The organism is Archangium sp. (assembly GCF_045802675.1).
GTDB lineage: Bacteria > Myxococcota > Myxococcia > Myxococcales > Myxococcaceae > Archangium.
The window spans coordinates 57,873-75,103 of record NZ_JBJMQO010000076.1 but is presented as its reverse complement, the minus strand read 5'-3'; the positions used below and the strand labels follow the sequence as shown (position 1 = coordinate 75,103).

Annotated in this window: 13 protein-coding genes; 10 read left to right on the top strand and 3 right to left on the bottom strand. The window is 69.2% G+C overall.

All coding sequences use genetic code 11. The features are described 5' to 3' along the window. The first annotated feature begins 64 nt into the window (after positions 1–64). Entirely contained in the window at positions 65–382 is a 318-nt protein-coding gene (locus ACJ8AN_RS20540; RefSeq protein WP_043399057.1) for a YbaB/EbfC family nucleoid-associated protein, read from the top strand. Between the two features lie 6 nt (positions 383–388). Continuing rightward, positions 389–982 carry a recombination mediator RecR gene (gene recR, locus ACJ8AN_RS20535; RefSeq protein ID WP_407757099.1) on the top strand — a complete coding sequence of 198 codons (594 nt, stop codon included), beginning with the start codon at positions 389–391 and terminating at the stop codon, positions 980–982. An 18-nt stretch (positions 983–1,000) separates the two neighbouring features. Here recR and ACJ8AN_RS20530 read toward each other — a convergent pair whose 3' ends face one another. The 3 genes from ACJ8AN_RS20530 to ACJ8AN_RS20520 are packed head-to-tail and all read right to left on the bottom strand — an operon-like array spanning position 1,001 to position 6,292. Further along, positions 1,001–2,791, bottom strand: coding sequence for a protein kinase domain-containing protein (locus tag ACJ8AN_RS20530; RefSeq protein ID WP_407757098.1), 1,791 nt, complete (start codon positions 2,789–2,791; stop codon positions 1,001–1,003). Between the two features lie 10 nt (positions 2,792–2,801). Next, a complete protein-coding gene (locus ACJ8AN_RS20525; protein WP_407757097.1) occupies positions 2,802–4,784 on the bottom strand; it encodes a hypothetical protein in 1,983 nt (660 codons plus the stop codon). Next, on the bottom strand, positions 4,781–6,292 hold the full coding sequence (locus ACJ8AN_RS20520; protein ID WP_407757096.1) for a collagen binding domain-containing protein: 1,512 nt from the start codon (positions 6,290–6,292) through the stop codon (positions 4,781–4,783). The genes ACJ8AN_RS20525 and ACJ8AN_RS20520 overlap by 4 nt, the downstream gene beginning before the upstream one ends. Positions 6,293–6,636: 344 nt before the next feature. Here ACJ8AN_RS20520 and mglB point away from each other — a divergent pair, with 344 nt between their 5' ends. The 8 genes from mglB (at position 6,637) to ACJ8AN_RS20480 (ending at position 17,226) form a co-directional block, all read left to right on the top strand. Beyond that, complete coding sequence (gene mglB / locus ACJ8AN_RS20515; RefSeq protein ID WP_047856129.1) at positions 6,637–7,116, top strand: gliding-motility regulator GTPase-activating protein MglB; 480 nt, start codon at positions 6,637–6,639, stop codon at positions 7,114–7,116. 11 nt (positions 7,117–7,127) lie between these two features. Further along, positions 7,128–7,715 (top strand): gliding-motility regulator Ras-like GTPase MglA, encoded by a 588-nt coding sequence (gene mglA / locus ACJ8AN_RS20510; RefSeq protein ID WP_407757095.1) that lies wholly within the window; start codon positions 7,128–7,130, stop codon positions 7,713–7,715. A gap of 48 nt (positions 7,716–7,763) precedes the next feature. After that, on the top strand, positions 7,764–8,480 hold the full coding sequence (locus tag ACJ8AN_RS20505; RefSeq protein ID WP_407757094.1) for a dihydrolipoamide acetyltransferase: 717 nt from the start codon (positions 7,764–7,766) through the stop codon (positions 8,478–8,480). Between the two features lie 10 nt (positions 8,481–8,490). After that, positions 8,491–10,857 carry a tetratricopeptide repeat protein gene (locus ACJ8AN_RS20500; RefSeq protein ID WP_407757093.1) on the top strand — a complete coding sequence of 789 codons (2,367 nt, stop codon included), beginning with the start codon at positions 8,491–8,493 and terminating at the stop codon, positions 10,855–10,857. A gap of 244 nt (positions 10,858–11,101) precedes the next feature. Then, positions 11,102–11,884 carry a hypothetical protein gene (locus ACJ8AN_RS20495; protein ID WP_407757092.1) on the top strand — a complete coding sequence of 261 codons (783 nt, stop codon included), beginning with the start codon at positions 11,102–11,104 and terminating at the stop codon, positions 11,882–11,884. Continuing rightward, positions 11,881–12,537, top strand: a complete 657-nt coding sequence (locus ACJ8AN_RS20490) for a hypothetical protein (RefSeq protein ID WP_407757091.1) — start codon at positions 11,881–11,883, stop codon at positions 12,535–12,537. The genes ACJ8AN_RS20495 and ACJ8AN_RS20490 overlap by 4 nt, the downstream gene beginning before the upstream one ends. Before the next feature lie 106 nt (positions 12,538–12,643). After that, the gene (locus tag ACJ8AN_RS20485) at positions 12,644–15,877 is read left to right on the top strand and encodes a tetratricopeptide repeat protein (protein ID WP_407757090.1); all 3,234 of its coding nucleotides are present in this window, start codon (positions 12,644–12,646) and stop codon (positions 15,875–15,877) included. Further along, positions 15,874–17,226, top strand: coding sequence for a tetratricopeptide repeat protein (locus tag ACJ8AN_RS20480; RefSeq protein WP_407757089.1), 1,353 nt, complete (start codon positions 15,874–15,876; stop codon positions 17,224–17,226). Before ACJ8AN_RS20485 ends, ACJ8AN_RS20480 begins: the two co-directional genes overlap by 4 nt. Positions 17,227–17,231: the final 5 nt, after the last annotated feature.

The following is a 17,231-nucleotide window of genomic DNA, read 5'->3' as shown; positions in this document are numbered from 1 at the left end:
GGGTGCGCGCTTCGTCATGCCGAGCGGTCACCGATGCCCGCTCGCACCCCCTACGAGGAAGCCCATGCCCGGCATCGACCTGAACTACTTCATCCGGCAGGCCAACAAGCTCACGGAGAAGATCGAGCAGCGCAAGAAGGAGCTGGCCGAGGAGACCGTCGAGGCCAAGGCCGGTGATGGCCGCGTCACCGTGGTCGCCAACTGCGTGCAGGAGATCAAGAGCATCAAGATCGACAAGTCGCTGGTGGACCCCAACGACCTGGGCATGCTCGAGGACCTCGTCACCGCCGGCGTGAACGCTGCCCTGGCGAGCAGCCGCGAGAAGATGCAGCGCGAGCTCGGCAAGATTTCCGGCGGCGTGAAGATCCCCGGCATTACTTGATACCGGATGACTCCCGACCCTCTCAACCGACTGGTCGCTCAGCTGGCGAAGCTCCCCGGCATCGGGGAGAAGACCGCGCAGCGGCTGGCGTTCCACATCCTCCGCGCCCCCGGTGAGTACGCCCAGGAGTTGTCCCAGGCCATCCGCGAGGTGAAGGAGAAGGTGCACCTGTGTGCCCGGTGCTTCTCCCTCACCGACTCGGAGCTGTGCGGCTTCTGCCGGGACGCGCGGCGCGACGAGCGCGTGCTGTGCGTGGTGGAGACGTTCGCGGACCTGATGGCGCTCGAGCGCACCCGCGAGTTCAAGGGCCGCTACCACGTGCTGCACGGGGTGCTCTCGCCGCTGGACGGCGTGGGCCCCGAGCAGCTGCGCATCAAGGAGCTGCTCACGCGGCTGGGGGATGGCCATGTCGAGGAGATCATCCTCGCCACCAACCCGGACGTGGAGGGCGAGGCCACGGCGCTCTACCTCACGCGCCTGCTCAAGCCGATGGGCCTCCGCGTGAGCCGCATCGCCCAGGGCCTGCCCATGGGCGGCGACCTCGAGTACGCCGACCAAGCCACGCTGGCCAAGGCGCTCAGCGCCCGGCGCGAGCTGTAGGCCCCGGGCTCCTGCTGGCTACCGCGTGACGCGGTAGCCGAAGGGCAGCACCACCGTCACTTCCTTGTCCCGGTGCGCGGGGAAGCGCAGGCGCGCCACCTGCTTCTCCAGGCACTTGCCCACGGGCCGAGCCGCCAGTGGGCCCTGGGTCTCCGCGTCCGCCTTGCCCGAGGAGTAGATGGTGAAGCGCACCTTCACATCGCCCTCGTCCGCGGGCAGGTCGCGCTTGAACTGCTCGAAGCACGTCATGATGCGCGCCCGGTTGCGCGTCACCACGCGCTGGATGTCCACGGCCTCCAGGGTCACGAGCGTCTTCGACGTGCGGACCTGCGTCTTCACCTGCGGCGGAGGCTCGGGCTGGGCGGCCACGGCCTCGGGAGGAGTCTCCACGGGAGGCTGGGCCTGGGTGGCTTGCTGCGCCTCGGCGATGGCGGCCGGAGCCACGGCGCCACCTGGAGTCGCGGCGCCGGGTGACGCGGGCGTGGGCGTGGGATTCGCCGGTGGCGGAGCGGCCTGGGTCACCGGGGCGGGCGCCGGCGGCACCGCGTCGGTGGGAGTCGTCGCGAGCTTGCGCCCCACCACGAAGGCACTCGCCGCCAGCAGCAGACAGCCCCCGAGGACTCCGGCGATGAGTCCTCCCCGGTGCGAGCGCGCGGCGGGCTGGACCGTCGGGATGCCCGTGCCGGACTGCGAGGGAACGACGCTCGTGCGACCCTCGGAGTACGCGGTGGCCATGGCCCCGGAGGCCGAGAGCGGCGAGGGCCCGGAGAACGTCACGGGCACCGGCAGGCCCACCTGCCCCAGTGTCGCGAGCGTGGGGATGCGCGTCTTCTCCGTGTAGCGCTGATCTCCGAAGCTGGAGCGCAGGTACGCGGCGACCTGGGCACCGCTGGGCGGATGAGGCTCCTCCTGGAGGATGCGCTCCAGGTCATCCGCGAACTCGGCGGCGGTGGCGTGGCGGTGCTCGCGATCGAAGGCCATGGCCCGGAGCACCACGGCCTCCAGCTCCGGGGACAGGTCGGGCCGCAGCGCGCGAGGCGGCTGGTACTCGCTGGCCATCAGCGCGTTGAGCACCGCCAGGTCGTTGTCCCGGGCGAAGGGGCGCACGTGGGTGAGCGCCTCGTAGAGGCTCACGCCCAGCGAGAAGATGTCCGCGCGCCGGTCCACCTCGCCGCCCCGGGCCTGCTCCGGCGCCATGTACACGTATTTGCCCTTCACCACGCCCGTGCGCGTGTGGGCCAGGCGGGACTCGGCCTTGGCGATGCCGAAGTCCAGCACCTTCACCTGGCCCTCGTACGTCACGTACAGGTTGGAGGGCGACACGTCGCGGTGGACGATGTTCAGCGGCCGGCCCGACTCGTCGGTGAACTCGTGCGCGTAGTGCAGGCCGCGCGCCGCGTCCGCGAGCACCCGCAGCACCAGCGGCACCGGCACGTACTCGCCCCGGAAGCTCGCCGTGCGCACCGTGGAGGAGAAGTCCTCCCCCGGCAGGTACTCCATGCAGATGTAGTAGCAGCCGTCGCTGAAGCCCAGCTCGTGGATTTGAACCACGTTGGGGTGCACCAGCCGCGCCGCCAGCCGCGCCTCGTCGCGGAACATCTCCACGAAGTCCGGCAGGCCCGACAGGTTCGACAGCATCCGCTTGATGACGACGTTGCGCTCGAAGCCGTCCGCGCCGAGCCGCTTGGCGAGGAAGATCTCCGCCATGCCGCCCTCGGCCAGCTTGCGCACCAGGACGTATTGGCCATAGGGCCGGAGCTGCGCCTCGGCGCTCCCTCCAGAGTCGTTCCGGGATTGGGGAGTCGTCATGCGGGGCCTCTCACTTCAGGGTGCGCACGGTATGTACATCCGGTGCGCCGGGGCGTGACATCTTGAAGACGACGCGGGGCGGTTTCCCCTCGAGGGCCACCCAGGTGTCGAAGCGGTGTTTGGAATCGAGCGTCAGTGGCTTGCCGTTCACCGAGAGCGCCGCGTCCACCGGAGCCACTCCGGCCACGCGCACCCGGCCCCCGGCGGAGCGCTGTCCCTCGCGGGGAGCGCTCACGACGAGCGTGGGCACGGAGTTGTCGAAGACGAGCTCCAGCTTGCTCATCCGTCCGCCGCGCACCGGCCGGCCATTGTGCGCCAGCGGGGTGATGGACCAGAGGAAGCTGCCCTCCTTGAGGACGCCCGCCTCGAGCGGCACCTGCGGCGAGGAGGCGGAGCGCTCCGCCACGGGCGTGCCGAGCGCCCCGGCGCGGTACACCGCGACCTTGTAGGACGCCGCGCCCGGCTCGGCCTGGCAGGTGAAGGTGACGGCCGGGGGCTTGTCCTGGAAGAAGATGGTCGTCTTGTCGGAGCCCTCGGGCACACGGTTGCGCAACCGGTCCAGCTCGCCCTTGGAGGAACGCTCCGGCCCGAAGGACGCGCTGCCCTGCGCCACCTGCGCGCCATCCGGCCGCCGCACGCGCCAGTACAGCGAGCCCTTCACCGGGGCCATCACGTTGACGAAACCGTGCCGGGCCACGCCCGCGAGCACCGGCTTCTTGAAGTCCGCGTCCGAGGCCACTTCCACCCGCACCTCGCCGGCCTCCGGCCACGTGAGGGACACCTCGGAGGAGCGCTTGTGGAACACCTGCTGGCCGTCGGCGGAGGACAGCGAGATCGGCGCCTGCTCCACCGGCTCGACCTGCGCGGGGGCCGAGCCCTCCTCCACGGTGGCGCGCTCGCCGGCGCGCAGGGGCTCGCGGGCGTCGCCGCGCACCAGCGTCACGTCACCCGCGCGCGAGTCCACGGTGAAGCCGTCCCCGGTGCGCCGCACGTCGAGCCGGGCGCCGCCACTGCTCTCCAGCAGCAGTCCCGGCAGCACCACGCGGCTGGCGCGGCCCGGGGCCAGCATCAGCCCCAGCTCGCCCTTGAGGAGATCCAACCGCGCCTCGTCCGTCGAGCCGCGCCGGTCCACGCCCTCCACCACCAGCTCGCCGCCCGTGCCCAGCGCGAGCATGGACTCCGAGCCCTCCAGCTTCAGCAGCGCCGTGCCCTGGCGCACGCGCACGCTGTCGCCGGCCTTCAGCGCCTCGCCGTCCTTGTCCACCCCACGCCACTTCGCGCTGCCCTTCTGTTTCCACTCGGCGCGGCCCGTCGCGGCGTTCACCGTCACCTGCACGGGCGCCAGCTCCAGCACGCGCGTCGTCACGCCCTCGGGCTTCACCGACACGGCCTGGCCCTGCGTGGCCTTCACCGACTGCCCGTTCTTCGCCACCACCTCCACGTCGCCGAGCAGCACCTCCACGTGGCTCGCATCCTGGCCCACGTCCACCTGCACCGCGCTCTCCTCCGAGCCCACGCGGGTGAGGCCGAAGGGCGTCAGCAGGGTGAGCTGCACCCGGGGGCCCGCCGCTCCCCGCCCCGCGTCCGCCGGCACGCGCGACAGCACGAGACCGCGCGACACCGCCAGCACCACGCCGTTGGCGTCCTCGTCGAGCATGAAGCGCGCGTCGGGGCCCACCTCCACCGTGCGGCCGTCGGCGAAGCGCACCGTGGCGCCGCCCTCCGCGCCCGTCTCCACCGCGTCCCCACGCGACAGCGGGCCCGTCACCGCGGGCGACGTCTTGCCGCCGCGCTCGAGCCTCACCTCTCCCGTCACCTTCTCGAGCCGCGCCAGCTCCGCCACCACGCCCGCGTCCACCACCGGCGCTGGCACCGGCTTCGCCACCTCGGCGGAGGGAGGAGTCGCGGGAGGCGACGACGGCGCGTCCTCACCGCAGGCAGTGGCCAGCAGGAGGCACAGGGAGGACAGGATACGAAGGCGCAGGGGGCTCACCGGTTCTTGGGGAAGAGATCGACGTTGAAGATGGCCTGCTCGCCGTCATGCACGGTGACGACCTTGGTCTGGGGGAGATGACCGGGAGCCGAGAAGATGAGTCGATACCTACCTTGCTTGAGCTGGACCTGGAAAGACCCCCGGGCGTCCGTCCGGCGGCGGAGCCTCGCCTCGGGGATGACGAGTGTCGCCTGGAGCGGCTTGCCCTGCCGCACGCTGCGCACCTGGCCAGACAGGGTGGCGAGCGCTCCCTGACGCCCGAAGGCCAACGAGACGGGCAGCTCCGCCTCCGCCCCCGCGGCGATGCTCACCACCTCCTGGGTCCCCCGGAAGCCCTCGGCGGTGATTTTCACCTCCAGTGGACCCGGGGCGAGTCCCTCCACGAGGACCGCCCCCGCAACGTCGGTGAGGAGCTTTGTCTGACCCACGACGACGGTGGCCCCCGGCAGGGGCTGCCCGCTGCGCGCATCCACCACGCTCACCCGCAGGGTGCCCACGCGCGGCTCCGCGTGCGCCCGTACCACCAGCTCGGCGCGCCCGCCCTCCATCACCGTGACACGCTCCTCCACGGGCAGGTAGCCCCCCACGCTCACCCGCGCGAGCACCTCGCCTTGCGGCAGCTCCACGCCCCGCAGCCGCCCCGCGGCGTCCACCTCGCGAGGCGCCTGCGCCACACCGCCCGCGGTGAGCTCCACCTGGGCCCCGGGCAGCGCCTGGCCGGAGTCCGCGTCCACCACCGACAGGAAGAGCTCGCCCATCCCCGGCCGCGCCGTCCCCGTCCTGCTCCCCAGGGAGAGCTCGAACGCCACGCCCGCGCGGCTGAGGGTCTGCCGGGACTTCAATCCGTCCGCGGTCGTCAGCGAGTCGCTCACGTACTGGTAGTCCAGCACCAGCGCCCCGCTCCACTCGCCCCGCCGCAGCACCGGCAGCAGCAACGCGCCACCGGCCGAAAAACCACTCGACGAGGAGCCGATGGCCACGGGCACCTCCGCGCGCACCTCCGCGCGCACCTGCCTCCAGGGCAGCGGAACCTGGGCGCGAGCCCCCACCAGCGCGGCGTGGCGCGACGTGGGCACCAGCCGCACCTGTCCGTCGTTGGAGAAGGCCGGCAGCTGCGCGTAGCCGTAGCCGGCGCTCAGCTCGGTGCGCACCGGCCCCAGCATCGCGCGCACCGCCGGCCCCACCGAGGCCCGCAGCAGTCCGCCCCCGGTGACGAGCTGCGCGTCCTTCGTGAGGCTGAAGCCCTCGCGCTGCACCCCGGCCCACGCCCCCCACCCGCTGCCGCCGAACACCGTGGCCCCCAGCGCCAGGTCATTGGGCGTCATGCCGCCGTACTGCACCGCCGGTCCGGCCTCCTGGGCGCCCGAGCGGAAGGCGAGCCCGTAGCGCAGGCGCAGCGACACCCGCTCGTCCCGCATGGGCAGCGCCTGAGCGGAGGCACGCAGCGCCCCCAGCAGGGTGAGCGCAAGTAGGAGGAATCGGAAGGTGGGCAGCACGCGGAACGGCACGGCCGGAGTATAGTGAATACTCGACAGGACCCCTCGAAACTGGAAGCGCCTGGAAATCCATGTTCCCCTTCGGGGATGATGTCCCGACGTATGAGCCTCCCCCCTCCCCCCCTCCCGGCGCCCAGCAGGCAACCTCTGTGGGCACGTGCCTGCATGCATGCCCCGGGAGCACCTGCTTTTCCGGAAGGCGGTGGCTTCTTGCCGGGTTGGAAGGGCTTTGCTAAAGCTCCCCCGGTCGGGAGCGCCGCACCTAACCTCCGAAATTCATTCCGGAAACCTACGGGGAACCCTCGGGGGCCGCGGAAGTACAAGGTCGAGCGAGACGCTTAGGAGCGTAAACGCCCATGGGCACGCAACTGGTGATGTATGAAGAGGAGTTCACCAAGATCAACGCGGTTTGCGACCGGCTGACCAAGGACGCGAACGCGAAGGTGGTGTTCCTCGTCGACAAGAACGGGCAGCTCATCTCTTCCGCGGGTCAGACGCAGAACATCGACACCACCTCGCTGGCCTCGCTGACGGCCGGCAACGTGGCGGCGATGGGCGGCCTCGCGAAGTTGATTGGCGAGAACGAGTTCCCCCATCAATTCCACGAGGGGGCCAAGGACTCGCTCTACATGACCATCGTCGGGAGCCGGGTCGTCCTGGTTGTCATCTTCGACAACCGGACCAGCCTGGGCCTGGTGCGCTTGCGCATCAAGAAGGCCAGTGACGAGCTGACCAAGATCTTCGAGAGCCTCGTGAAGAAGACGGATGGTCCCGGGGCCGGCTCTCCGTTCGCCGAGATTTCCGACGACGATATCGACAACCTCTTCAGCGAGTAACCCGGGAAGCCATGTCCTTCATCAACTACTCGTCTCGCGAAATCAACTGCAAGATCGTCTACTACGGTCCCGGGTTGTGCGGGAAGACGACGAACCTGCAGTACATCTACAACAAGACCGCCGCGGACACGAAGGGCAAGCTCATCTCGCTCTCGACCGAGACGGATCGCACGCTCTTCTTCGACTTCCTCCCGCTGTCGCTCGGTGAGATCCGCGGTTTCAAGACGCGCTTCCACCTGTACACGGTGCCGGGCCAGGTCTTCTACGACGCCAGCCGCAAGCTCATCCTCAAGGGCGTGGACGGCGTGGTGTTCGTGGCCGACAGCCAGGTGGAGCGCATGGAGGCCAACATGGAGTCGTTGGAGAACCTCCGCGTGAACCTGGCCGAGCAGGGGTACGTTCTCGACAAGATCCCCTACGTGCTGCAGTACAACAAGCGCGACCTGCCCAACGCGGTGACGATGGAGGAGATGCGCAAGACGCTCAACCCGCGCAACATCCCCGAGTACCAGGCGGTGGCGCCGACGGGCGTGGGCGTGTTCGACACGCTCAAGGCCGTGGCCAAGCTCGTGTTGACGGAGCTGAAGAAGGGCGGCTAGGACGCTGGGCGGGCCCTCGGGTCCGCCCGCAGACGAGGTCGCTCCGCCGTGCGCTTCGCTTCCACCATCCTCCGCGTGCTGGCCCTGGCCGGCACGGCCCTCGGGGCCCCTGCGTTCGCGCAGCAGGGCCCCGGAGCCGTTGCCACGCCCGCTCCCGCGGCGGCCTCCCCCGCCGTGCCCGCGGGCAAGCAGGCGCAGACGGCGGACGAGGCCTTCAACACCCGGGTGCGGACGCTGGAGGAGCAGGTCGTCGACCTCAAGGAGAAGGTGTTCCGCTCCAAGGCGCGCCTGCAGCTGCTGCAGGAGACGGTGCTCGGAGGAGACCTCTCCACCGGAGCGCGCGCGGTGCTCGTCCACCGCAACGAGATGGGCGACTCGTTCGTGCTGGAGTCGGTGGCGTACGCGCTGGACGGCGCGCCCATCTTCACCCGCACGGACGACGACACCGGGGACCTGTCCAAGCACCCGGAGCTGGAGATCTTCAACGGCCGCATCGTGCCGGGCCAGCATCAGATCGCCGTGCGGCTCGTCTACCGCGGCCATGGCTTCGGGGTGTTCAGCTACCTCGAGGGCTACCGCTTCAAGGTGCAATCCAGTTACACCTTCAACGCGGACCCCGGAAAGGTGACGACGGTGCGCGTGGTGGGCTTCGAGAAGGGCGGGCTGACCACGGACCTGCAGGACCGGCCGGCGGTGCGCTACGACATCGACTCGGCGCGCGATTCGGCGAAGCCGGCCGCCACGGCCCCCGCAGAAACGAAGTAGAGGGCCGGCCTTGAGCACGTCCCGCCTCCATGCCCTGCTGCTCTCGGTGGCCACGCTCGTGGCGCCGGGGCTCGCGCATGCCGCGGAGGCCCCGTCCGCTCCCCGCCCCTCCGCGCGCGAGCTGTCCGCGCACCTGGAGCAGCTCGCCAGCCAGCTCAAGGCGGCCGAGGAGAACCTCCGCTTCGTGGAGACGCAGTACACCGAGCGCCCCGAGCCCGGTGAGGAGGAAGAGGAGCTGCGGCGCTTCTCCGACGGGGAAATCCAGTACCTGCTGGGGGACTGGGCCGCCGCGTCGGTGCTCTTCTACGATCTGGTGGGCGACCCGAAGTTCCACGCCCATCCGCGCTACCCGAGCGCGCTCTTCTACCTGGCGGACGCGCTCTACCAGCAGCAGAACTACGTGGGCGCGCGCATCTACCTGCGCGAGCTGCTCTCGCTCTCCGACACGAGCCGCTACCGGGACGCGCTCGCGCGCTACCTGGAGATCGCCGGCCGGCTCAACCAGTTCGCGGGCCTGGACGAGTTCATCGAGCGGGCGCGGCGCCTGTCCGGGGGCCAGCTCACGCCGGAGCTCGACTACGTCTACGCCAAGTGGCTCTTCAAGCGGACGGACCTGCCGGACGCCGAGCGGCGCGAGCAGGCCCGGGCGGCCTTCGAGAAGCTGGCCGGAGCGGAGGGCGGGCGCTTCCAGAAGCAGAGCGCGTACTTCCTCGGCGTGCTGGCCGTGCAGGCGGGAGACCACGAGGGCGCCGTGGAGCGCTTCCGTCCCCTGGCCGCCGGCACGCCGGAGGAGCCGGAGCTGCGGCGCTTGAAGGAGCTGGCGAGCCTGTCCCTCGGGCGGCTGCTCTACGAGCTGGGGCGGTACGACGAGGCGCTCGACCGGTACGCGGAGATTCCGCGCGAAAGTGAATCCTTCGTGGACTCGCTCTATGAAATCGCCTGGGTGCACGTGAAGAAGGGCGACTTCGCGAAGGCGAAGAACGCCACGGACATCCTCCTGCTGATGGAGCCCGGGGCCGCCACCGCCGCCGACGCCCAACTCCTCCAGGGCCACCTGCAGCTGAAGCTGCACCACTACGACGAGGCCACCACCACGTTCGAGGGCCTCATCGGCACGTACAAGCCGGTGCGCGAGCAGGTGGATGCGCTGCTGAAGGTGAACCAGGACCCCGTCGCGTATTTCGACAACCTGCTCGCGCGCAACGACCGCACCCTGGACGTCACCACGCTGCTGCCGCCGATGGCGCTCGCCTTCGCCACCACGCACCAGGAGGTGACGGACGCGGTGCGGATGCAGAAGGATCTCAATGCCAGCCAGAAGGGCGTGGAGGAGTCCGAGGGCATCGCCACGCGCATCCTCCAGGCGCTGAGCGAGCGGGGACTCCAGGTGTTCCCGGTGCTGCAGGAGGGCTACCTCCGGGCGGACGCGGTGGACAGCGCGCTGGTGCGGGCCGAGCAGGGGCTGGTGCAGGTGGAGGGCGACGTGCTGCGCGACCAGCTCACCCCCGAGGAGCGCACCGCGATGGACGGCCTGCGCCAGGAGCGCGCGGCGCTGGACGTACGGCTGACCCGCCTCCCCACCAACCCGCAGGAGCTGGAGACGCGGCAGCACCGGATGCAGGACCGGGTGGACGAGCTGGACCGAGAGGCCTTCCAACTGGGCTTCGAGCTGCAGAGCATGCAGGCCATCGCCACCGCGGCGCGCAAGTGGCTGGACGACACGCGCGCGGAGCGCCACAACACGCCCGAGGAGGAGAACGCGTTCCTCGAGCAGCTGCGCAAAGAAGAGCAGACGGTGGCGGCGCTCCAGGCCGAGTTGCAGCAGGTGCGCTCGAACCTGGCGGCCGAGCGCGGCTCCGCCAACGCCTATGTGTCCGGAGAGGACGTGCTGCGCGAGCAGTACCGCGACGTGCTCCGCCGCGAGCACGCGCTGATGGTGTCCACCGAGGGCCGGCTGTCCGGTGACGACGCGGCGCTGCTGACGCGCGTCCACGAGGCACGCCAGCGCTCCGAGGCCCTGCGCGCCCGGGTGGACACGGCCCGGCAGGTGCTGCGCACCCAGGTGGAGCAGCGCGGGAGGATCATCCGCGGCAAGGTGCTCGCCGAGCAGCAGCAGCTCAAGGCCTATCACCAGGAGGTGGCCAGCGTGACGGGCGACGCGCGCCACCTCGTGGGCCGCATCGCCTTCGAGAGCATCCAGAAGGTGCGCAAGCAGTTCTACGACCTCGTCCTCAAGGCGGACGTGGGGCTGGTGGACGTGGCCTTCACCCGCAAGCAGGACAAGACGACGGAGATTCAAAAGCTCTCCTCGCAGAAGGACCACGAGCTGCAGTCCCTGCAGAAGGAGTTCGAGGAAGTCCTCAAGGACGTGAACTAGGAAGCGTCCTTCGGCTTCGGAATGTGCGGCGCGCGGCCATCCACCGCGACGTGAACTCCTGCGCTCAGGTCACATCACATGACTTTTGCAGTCATGTCCGGTAGAGTGGTCCCAGCAGATTGCCACTCTCCACCGGGACTGCTATCCTGTCGGGTCTATAGGGTTTTGATGTTTTCCCTGATGCTTCCGGGTACGCGAGAGCGCCTGAGCATTGGGAACGAGGCAGGGAGGCTGGAAGGAGCTCATGACCTACGCGAATTCACGCATGAGACTGTGCGGAGTCGTGCTGGCCTCCACCCTGATGGCTTCAGGGTGTTCATCGCCCCAGGCCATTGAAGGAGTGGTGCGCCCGAACCCCGGGCAACCTCTACTGGACCGCATCCCAGGCCCGATGCCGGGCTTTGGCTCATTCGATCACTTCTCCGATGCATTGCTCGCCGCTTGCCCACGCATCCTTTCGAAACCCAATGCAACTGCCGGTCGCGTCGGCAGTCAGGACTTCCAACTGCGTTGGCGGTTATCCAGTGAGTATTGTGCCTGGCTCTATTACACCCCAGAGCACAAGTATGAGATGAGCATGCTGACGGACCAGTCGAGGCCAGACGATCTGAACAGCAGGAAAAGCTGCATCCTCCCTCCGGTCGTGGAAGATCGACGGTATCCACCGGGCAGCCTCAAGTACGTCTTCGCTCTCCATAACCATCCCTACAACTCCACCCTCTCCGATTATGACATTCGCTTCATTGTTTCGAAGGGGGACGAGGATGGTTTCGAGGTCGAAACGAGGGATGGAAAGATCCGGCTCTCCATCATCGCCTTCTTCTCGGATTCGGACGACACCGCGCATCCGACGTGTGACGGCTTCTTTCAATACATCCCGCTCACAGGTCAATTACTCAAGTGGACCAGCGCCCAGGGTGCGTGGCACTGCGAGCAGACTGGCACCATCAAATGGTTCGCCAGGACTGACTTTCGTTTCGAGAAGAAAACGGCTCCCTGCCAGAACTCCACCGAGGGCGCGCCATGAGACTGAGAAACCTATCCCTCGCGCTGACCGTCATCCTCTCGAGTTGCGCGCTGTTCAAGAAACCAGCGCTACAAGAAGACACCTCCATCCGGTTCCCCAACTTCCACGAACACTTCGCGACCATCATTGGCGAGACTGGTAAGCCCTACGAATTGGACGGTGCAACACTTCGAGCCCTCACCATCGCCGCCAATGACTTCATCCCTCCCAATGGCCGGAAGCGACAGTGTTGGGAGAGACAGGAAGCACACAGCTACCGGGTCATCCGCCAGGGAGACATCATCTTCGTGGAGATTGGTCCGGACCCCAGGGCCTGCGAACAAGGCGCCATCCCGCTGGACGGGGGTGTGAAATATGCCATCAGCAAGGATGGCCGCATCCTCCGCCGCTTGTTCGACGGTGAGCCCGAGGATTTGAACCCGGCTTCCGACGCCGCGGGGCAGGAACCCCGAGGCACTCCTGTTCCCACCTCCCAGGTGGGTGGCGTCTGGGGCGAGACGGATCCCAGTTTTTCTTCCTCCAGGTTCGACGGAGGCGCCCCTGCCCCCCACTCGCCAGACGCCGGTTCCCTGGGCCTGGATGGTGGCGTTCAGAACCCGGACGCAGGTTCACCGGGAGTCCCGTCTCCGCCTTCACCTCCCGACGCGGGTTGAACGGAGAGGAGCGGCCCGGTCGTCCCGGCTGGCCGCTCGCCTGCCTGCCCTCACCTGACAGTCCTGGGAGCCACCCACCACGTTGGCTAGAATGCGGCGAATCCGAATGCGCCGCCCCCTGCTCCTCGCCCTCCTGATGCTGGCCACCGCGCGCGCCGCCGCGCAGGAGCCGGTACGTCCCGAGCGGGAGAAGCTCCTCGAGGACCTCAGCGCCGCCGTCCAGCGCTACGAGGAGGAGTCGCGCGAGTACAAGCGGGAGATTCAGAGCCTCATCCAGAAGAAGTACCAGGAGCGCCGCGACAGGCTCTCGGACTCGTACGAGAAGGCCATCTCCAAGCTCGAGGACGAGGAGCGCCAGGAGCGTCAGGAGGCCATCGCCCGCTTCGAGGAGTTCCTCCGGCGCTACCCCGATGATTCCAGCTCCACGCCGGACGTGACGTTCCGCCTGGCCGAGCTGTACTACGAGCGCTCCAGCGACCAACACCTCGTCGCCATGCGCGAGTACGAGGACAAGCTGCGCGCCCTCCCCGACAGCGCCGAGCCGCCTCCCGAGCCGCAGCCCGACTTCAACCCGTCCATCTCCCTCTACAAGAAGCTCCTCGCGCGCTTCCCGGACTACCGGCTCAACGACGGCGCCTGGTACCTGCTCGGCTACTGCCTGGAGAAGCAGAACGCCTTCGAGGACGGCCTCGCCGCGTACCACCAGCTCATCGAGCACTACCCCGCCAGCCGCTTCTCCATCGAGGCGTGGGTGCGCATCGGCGAGTACCACTTCGACTCCTACAGCGACCCGGACGCGCTCCCCAAGGCCGCCCAGGCCTACGAGTCCGCCGTCCGCGACACCTCACACCCGCTCTACGACAAGGCCCTCTACAAGCTCGCGTGGACGTACTACCGCATGGACCGCTTCGACGAGGCCGTCGATCGCTTCATCGCCCTGGTGGACTTCTACGAGGCCCAGCGCGCCGCCAGGGGCGACGAGGCCGGCGGCGGCGACCTGCGCACCGAGGCCCTCCAGTACACCGCCATCTCCTTCGCCGACGAGACGTGGGGCGGGCTCGACAAGGCCCAGGCCTACTTCGAGAAGCTCGGCCACCGCTCCTACGAGCCCGAAATCTACCGCCGCCTCGGTGACGTCTTCTTCGACCAGACCAACCACGACGCCGCCATCGCCGCCTGGAGGCGGGTGCTCGACAAGGAGCCGCTCGCTCCCGATGCCCCGCAGCTCCAGCAGAAGATCGTCCAGGCCTACGAGCGCGACCGCAAGCTCACCGAGTCCTCCACCGAGGCCCAGAAGCTCTCCGAGCTCTACTCGCCCGGCTCGCAGTGGTACCAGCAGCACCAGCACGACCCGGACGTGCTCGCCACCGCCAACGACCTCACCGAGAAGAGCCTCTACTCCAGCGCCATCTACCACCACCAGCAGGCGCTCGTGTTCAAGCAGGAGGGCAAGGTCGACCAGGCCCGCGCCAGCTTCGAGACCGCCGCCTCCGCCTACAGCAAGTACCTGGAGCGCTTCCCGCGCAGCAAGAACAGCTACGAGCTCGAGTTCTACGCCGCCGAGTGTCTCTACAACTCGCTCCAGTTCGGCGAGGCCGCCAGGCACTACGAGCGGGTGCGCGACTCGGCCCAGGGCGACAAGTACTTCGCCGAGGCGGCCTTCAGCGCGGTGCTCGCCTGGCAGAAGCAGCTCGAGGTGGACATCAAGGCCGGCAAGCAGCCCGCCCCCACCCCGCTGCGCTCCAGCGAGCGCCCCGAGGGCCAGCCCGTCAAGCCCTCGCCCCTCACCGCCCTGGAGGCCAGGCTCGTGGCCGCCTCGGACCTCCACGTGGCGAAGCTGCCCAGGAGCGAGCGCAACCCCACCCTCGCCTACAAGGCCGCGGAGCTCTACTACGCCCACGACGACTTCCCCGAGGCCCGCCGCCGCTTCGAGTCCCTCGTGAAGACGTACCCCCAGCACGAGGTCGCCCGCTTCTCCACCAACCTCATCGTCGAGACGTTCCTCATCGACCAGGACTGGAAGAGCGTCGAGCAGGTCAGCGGCAAGCTCGCGAGCAACAAGGACGTCATCGACCCCAAGAGCGACCTGTACAAGGACCTCGTCCGCTTCAAGCTCGCCGGCCGCTTCAAGCTCGCCGACCAGCTCCTCGCCGAGGGCAGGTACGACGAGGCCGCCGCCAAGTACATCGAGCTCGTCGACGAGGCCCCCCGCCACGAGTTCGCCGACAAGGCCCTCAACAACGCCGCCGTCGCCTACGAGAAGACCCAGCGCTTCGACTCGGCCCTCAAGCTCTACGAGCGCATCTTCCGCGAGTACCCCTCCTCGCCCCTGGCCGACGCCGCCCTCTTCCGCGTGGCCGTCAACGCGCAGAACTCCTACGACTTCGACAAGGCCGTCGAGCGCTACCAGCGGCTCGTGAAGGACTACCCCGCCTCGAAGGACCGCGAGGCCGCCCTCTTCAACGCCGCCAACCTGCTCGAGGGCCAGCAGCGCTACGCCGAGGCCGCCGCCGCCTTCCAGCGCTACGCCGAGCTCTTCCCCACCGCCGAGGACGCCCCGCGCAACCAGTTCCGCGCCGCCCTCATCCTCGAGAAGCGCGAGGACTGGAAGGGCGAAATCCGTGCCCTCGAGTCCTTCGTGCGCAAGTTCGCTTCCCAGCCCGCCCAGGTGGAGCTCGTGGTGGAGGCGAAGCGCCGCATCGGGGATGCGTGGGCGAAGCAGAAGAACGAGAAGGAGGCCCTGCGCGCCTATGCCTCCGCCGCGGACGAGTTCGACCGCCGCAAGCTCCAGCCCGACGCCCAACCGCGCGCCGCCGATGCCGCCGCCTACAGCCGCTTCCAGCTCGCCGAGGCCGAGTTCCGCAAGTTCGACGCGCTGAGGATTGGCGGCAACGGCAAGGCGCTCGAGCGCAGCTTCACCGCCAAGCGCAACGCGGTGAAGTCCGTCAACGAGGCCTTCGCCCGCGTCTACCCCTACAAGCGCCTGGAGTGGACGCTCGCCGCGCTCTACCGCCGCGGCCATGCCCTCGAGCGCTTCGCCAACACCATCATCGAGACGCCCATCCCTCCGGACGTGAAGCGGCTCGGCGAGGAGGCCGTGGTCGCCTACCAGGATCTGCTCGCCCAGCAGACCGCCACGCTCGAGGACTCCGCCGTCGAGAGCTACGCCGCCACCCTCCAGGAGGCGCGCAAGAATCGCATCTCCAACGAGTGGACGAAGAAGACGCTCGAGTCGCTCCACCGCTTCCGGCCCAAGGAGTACCCGGTGCTCAAGGAGCCCAAGGACGCCATCGCCTCGGACCAGCTCTACCCCGAGGGCCTCCTGGGAGGTGGCAGGTGAACCCGCGCCGACTGCTCGCCCCCGGCCTGCTCCTGCTCGCCGCCGCCTGCGCCACCACTCCCAAGCCCGGCCCCGAGGCCCCGGCCCCCGCCGCCTCCGCCGCGCCCACTCCCGCGTCGAAGGCCGCCCTCGCCCCTCCCGCCGCGGATGCGCCGGCCGTGGCCTGGCGCAGCGAGCTGCTCGCCGCGGAGTCCTCGTACCAGAGCCAGGTCGAGCGCCGCCCCCAGGATGACCAGGCCTGGACGAACCTCGGCATCGTCCAGGAGCGCCTGGGCAAGAACGACGACGCCGAGCGCTCCTACCGCAAGGCCCTCGAGCTGAAGCCCGAGCAGCAGGCCGCCTGGGACAACCTCACCCGCCTCCAGTGCCGCACCGGCCACGCCGCCCAGGCCGAGTCCTCGCTGCGCGAACAGCTCCAGGCGAAGCCCGACGCCGTGCCCCCGCGCACCGCGCTCGTGCAGGCGCTGCTCTGCCAGAAGAAGCTCGACGCCGCCGCCACCGAGGCCAAGCGCATCCTCAAGTCCGAGGAGCGCCACGTGCGCGCCATGCAGCTGCTCGCCCAGGTGTACTACCGCGAGCGCAAGTACGAGCTGGCCCGCATGGTGCTCGAGAACGCCCGCACCCTCGCCCCCGAGGACGCCGCCACGCACAACGCCCTCGGGCTGGTGCAGCTCGCGCTCGGCTCGCGGCCCGCCGCCCTCGAGTCCTTCAAGAAGGCCTCCGAGCTCAAGCCGGACTTCGCCGAGGCCCGCAACAACTTCGGCGCCCTCCTCAACGAGGCCCAGGACTACCCCGCCGCCCTCCACGAGCTCGAGGCCGCCGTCCAGGCCGCCCCCGGCTTCGTCTCCGCCCGCCTCAACCTCGGCAACGCCTGGCGCGGCCAGGGCGACTTCCCCCGCGCCCTCGCCGAGTACCAGCAGGTGCTCCGCCTCGCCCCCGAGCTGCCCGACACCTACTTCAACCTCGCCATCCTCCACCTCGACGCCGAGCCCGAGGACCTGGACGCCATCGTCCGGCTCCAGGCCTGCCTCTCCTACTTCGACCAGTACCGCGCCAAGGGCGGCCGCGACGAGCGCGTGGACGACTACGTGAAGGACGCCAGGAAAGGCATCGAGAAGGAGGAGCGCCGGCGCGAGCGCGAGAAGCGCGAACAGCTGCGCAAGGCCAAGGCCGACGAGAAGGCCGGGGAGACCCAGGCGGCCGAAGCAGCCAAGAAGGCTCCAGAGGAGCCGAAGAAGACCGCCGCCACCCCCGCCGCTGACAAGTCGCCTACACCCGCGCCCGCGAAGGCCGCGCCCCCTGCCCGTAAGCCCTCCGGCTCGGGTAGAGTGGCCGAGGACAAGAAGTGAGCCCT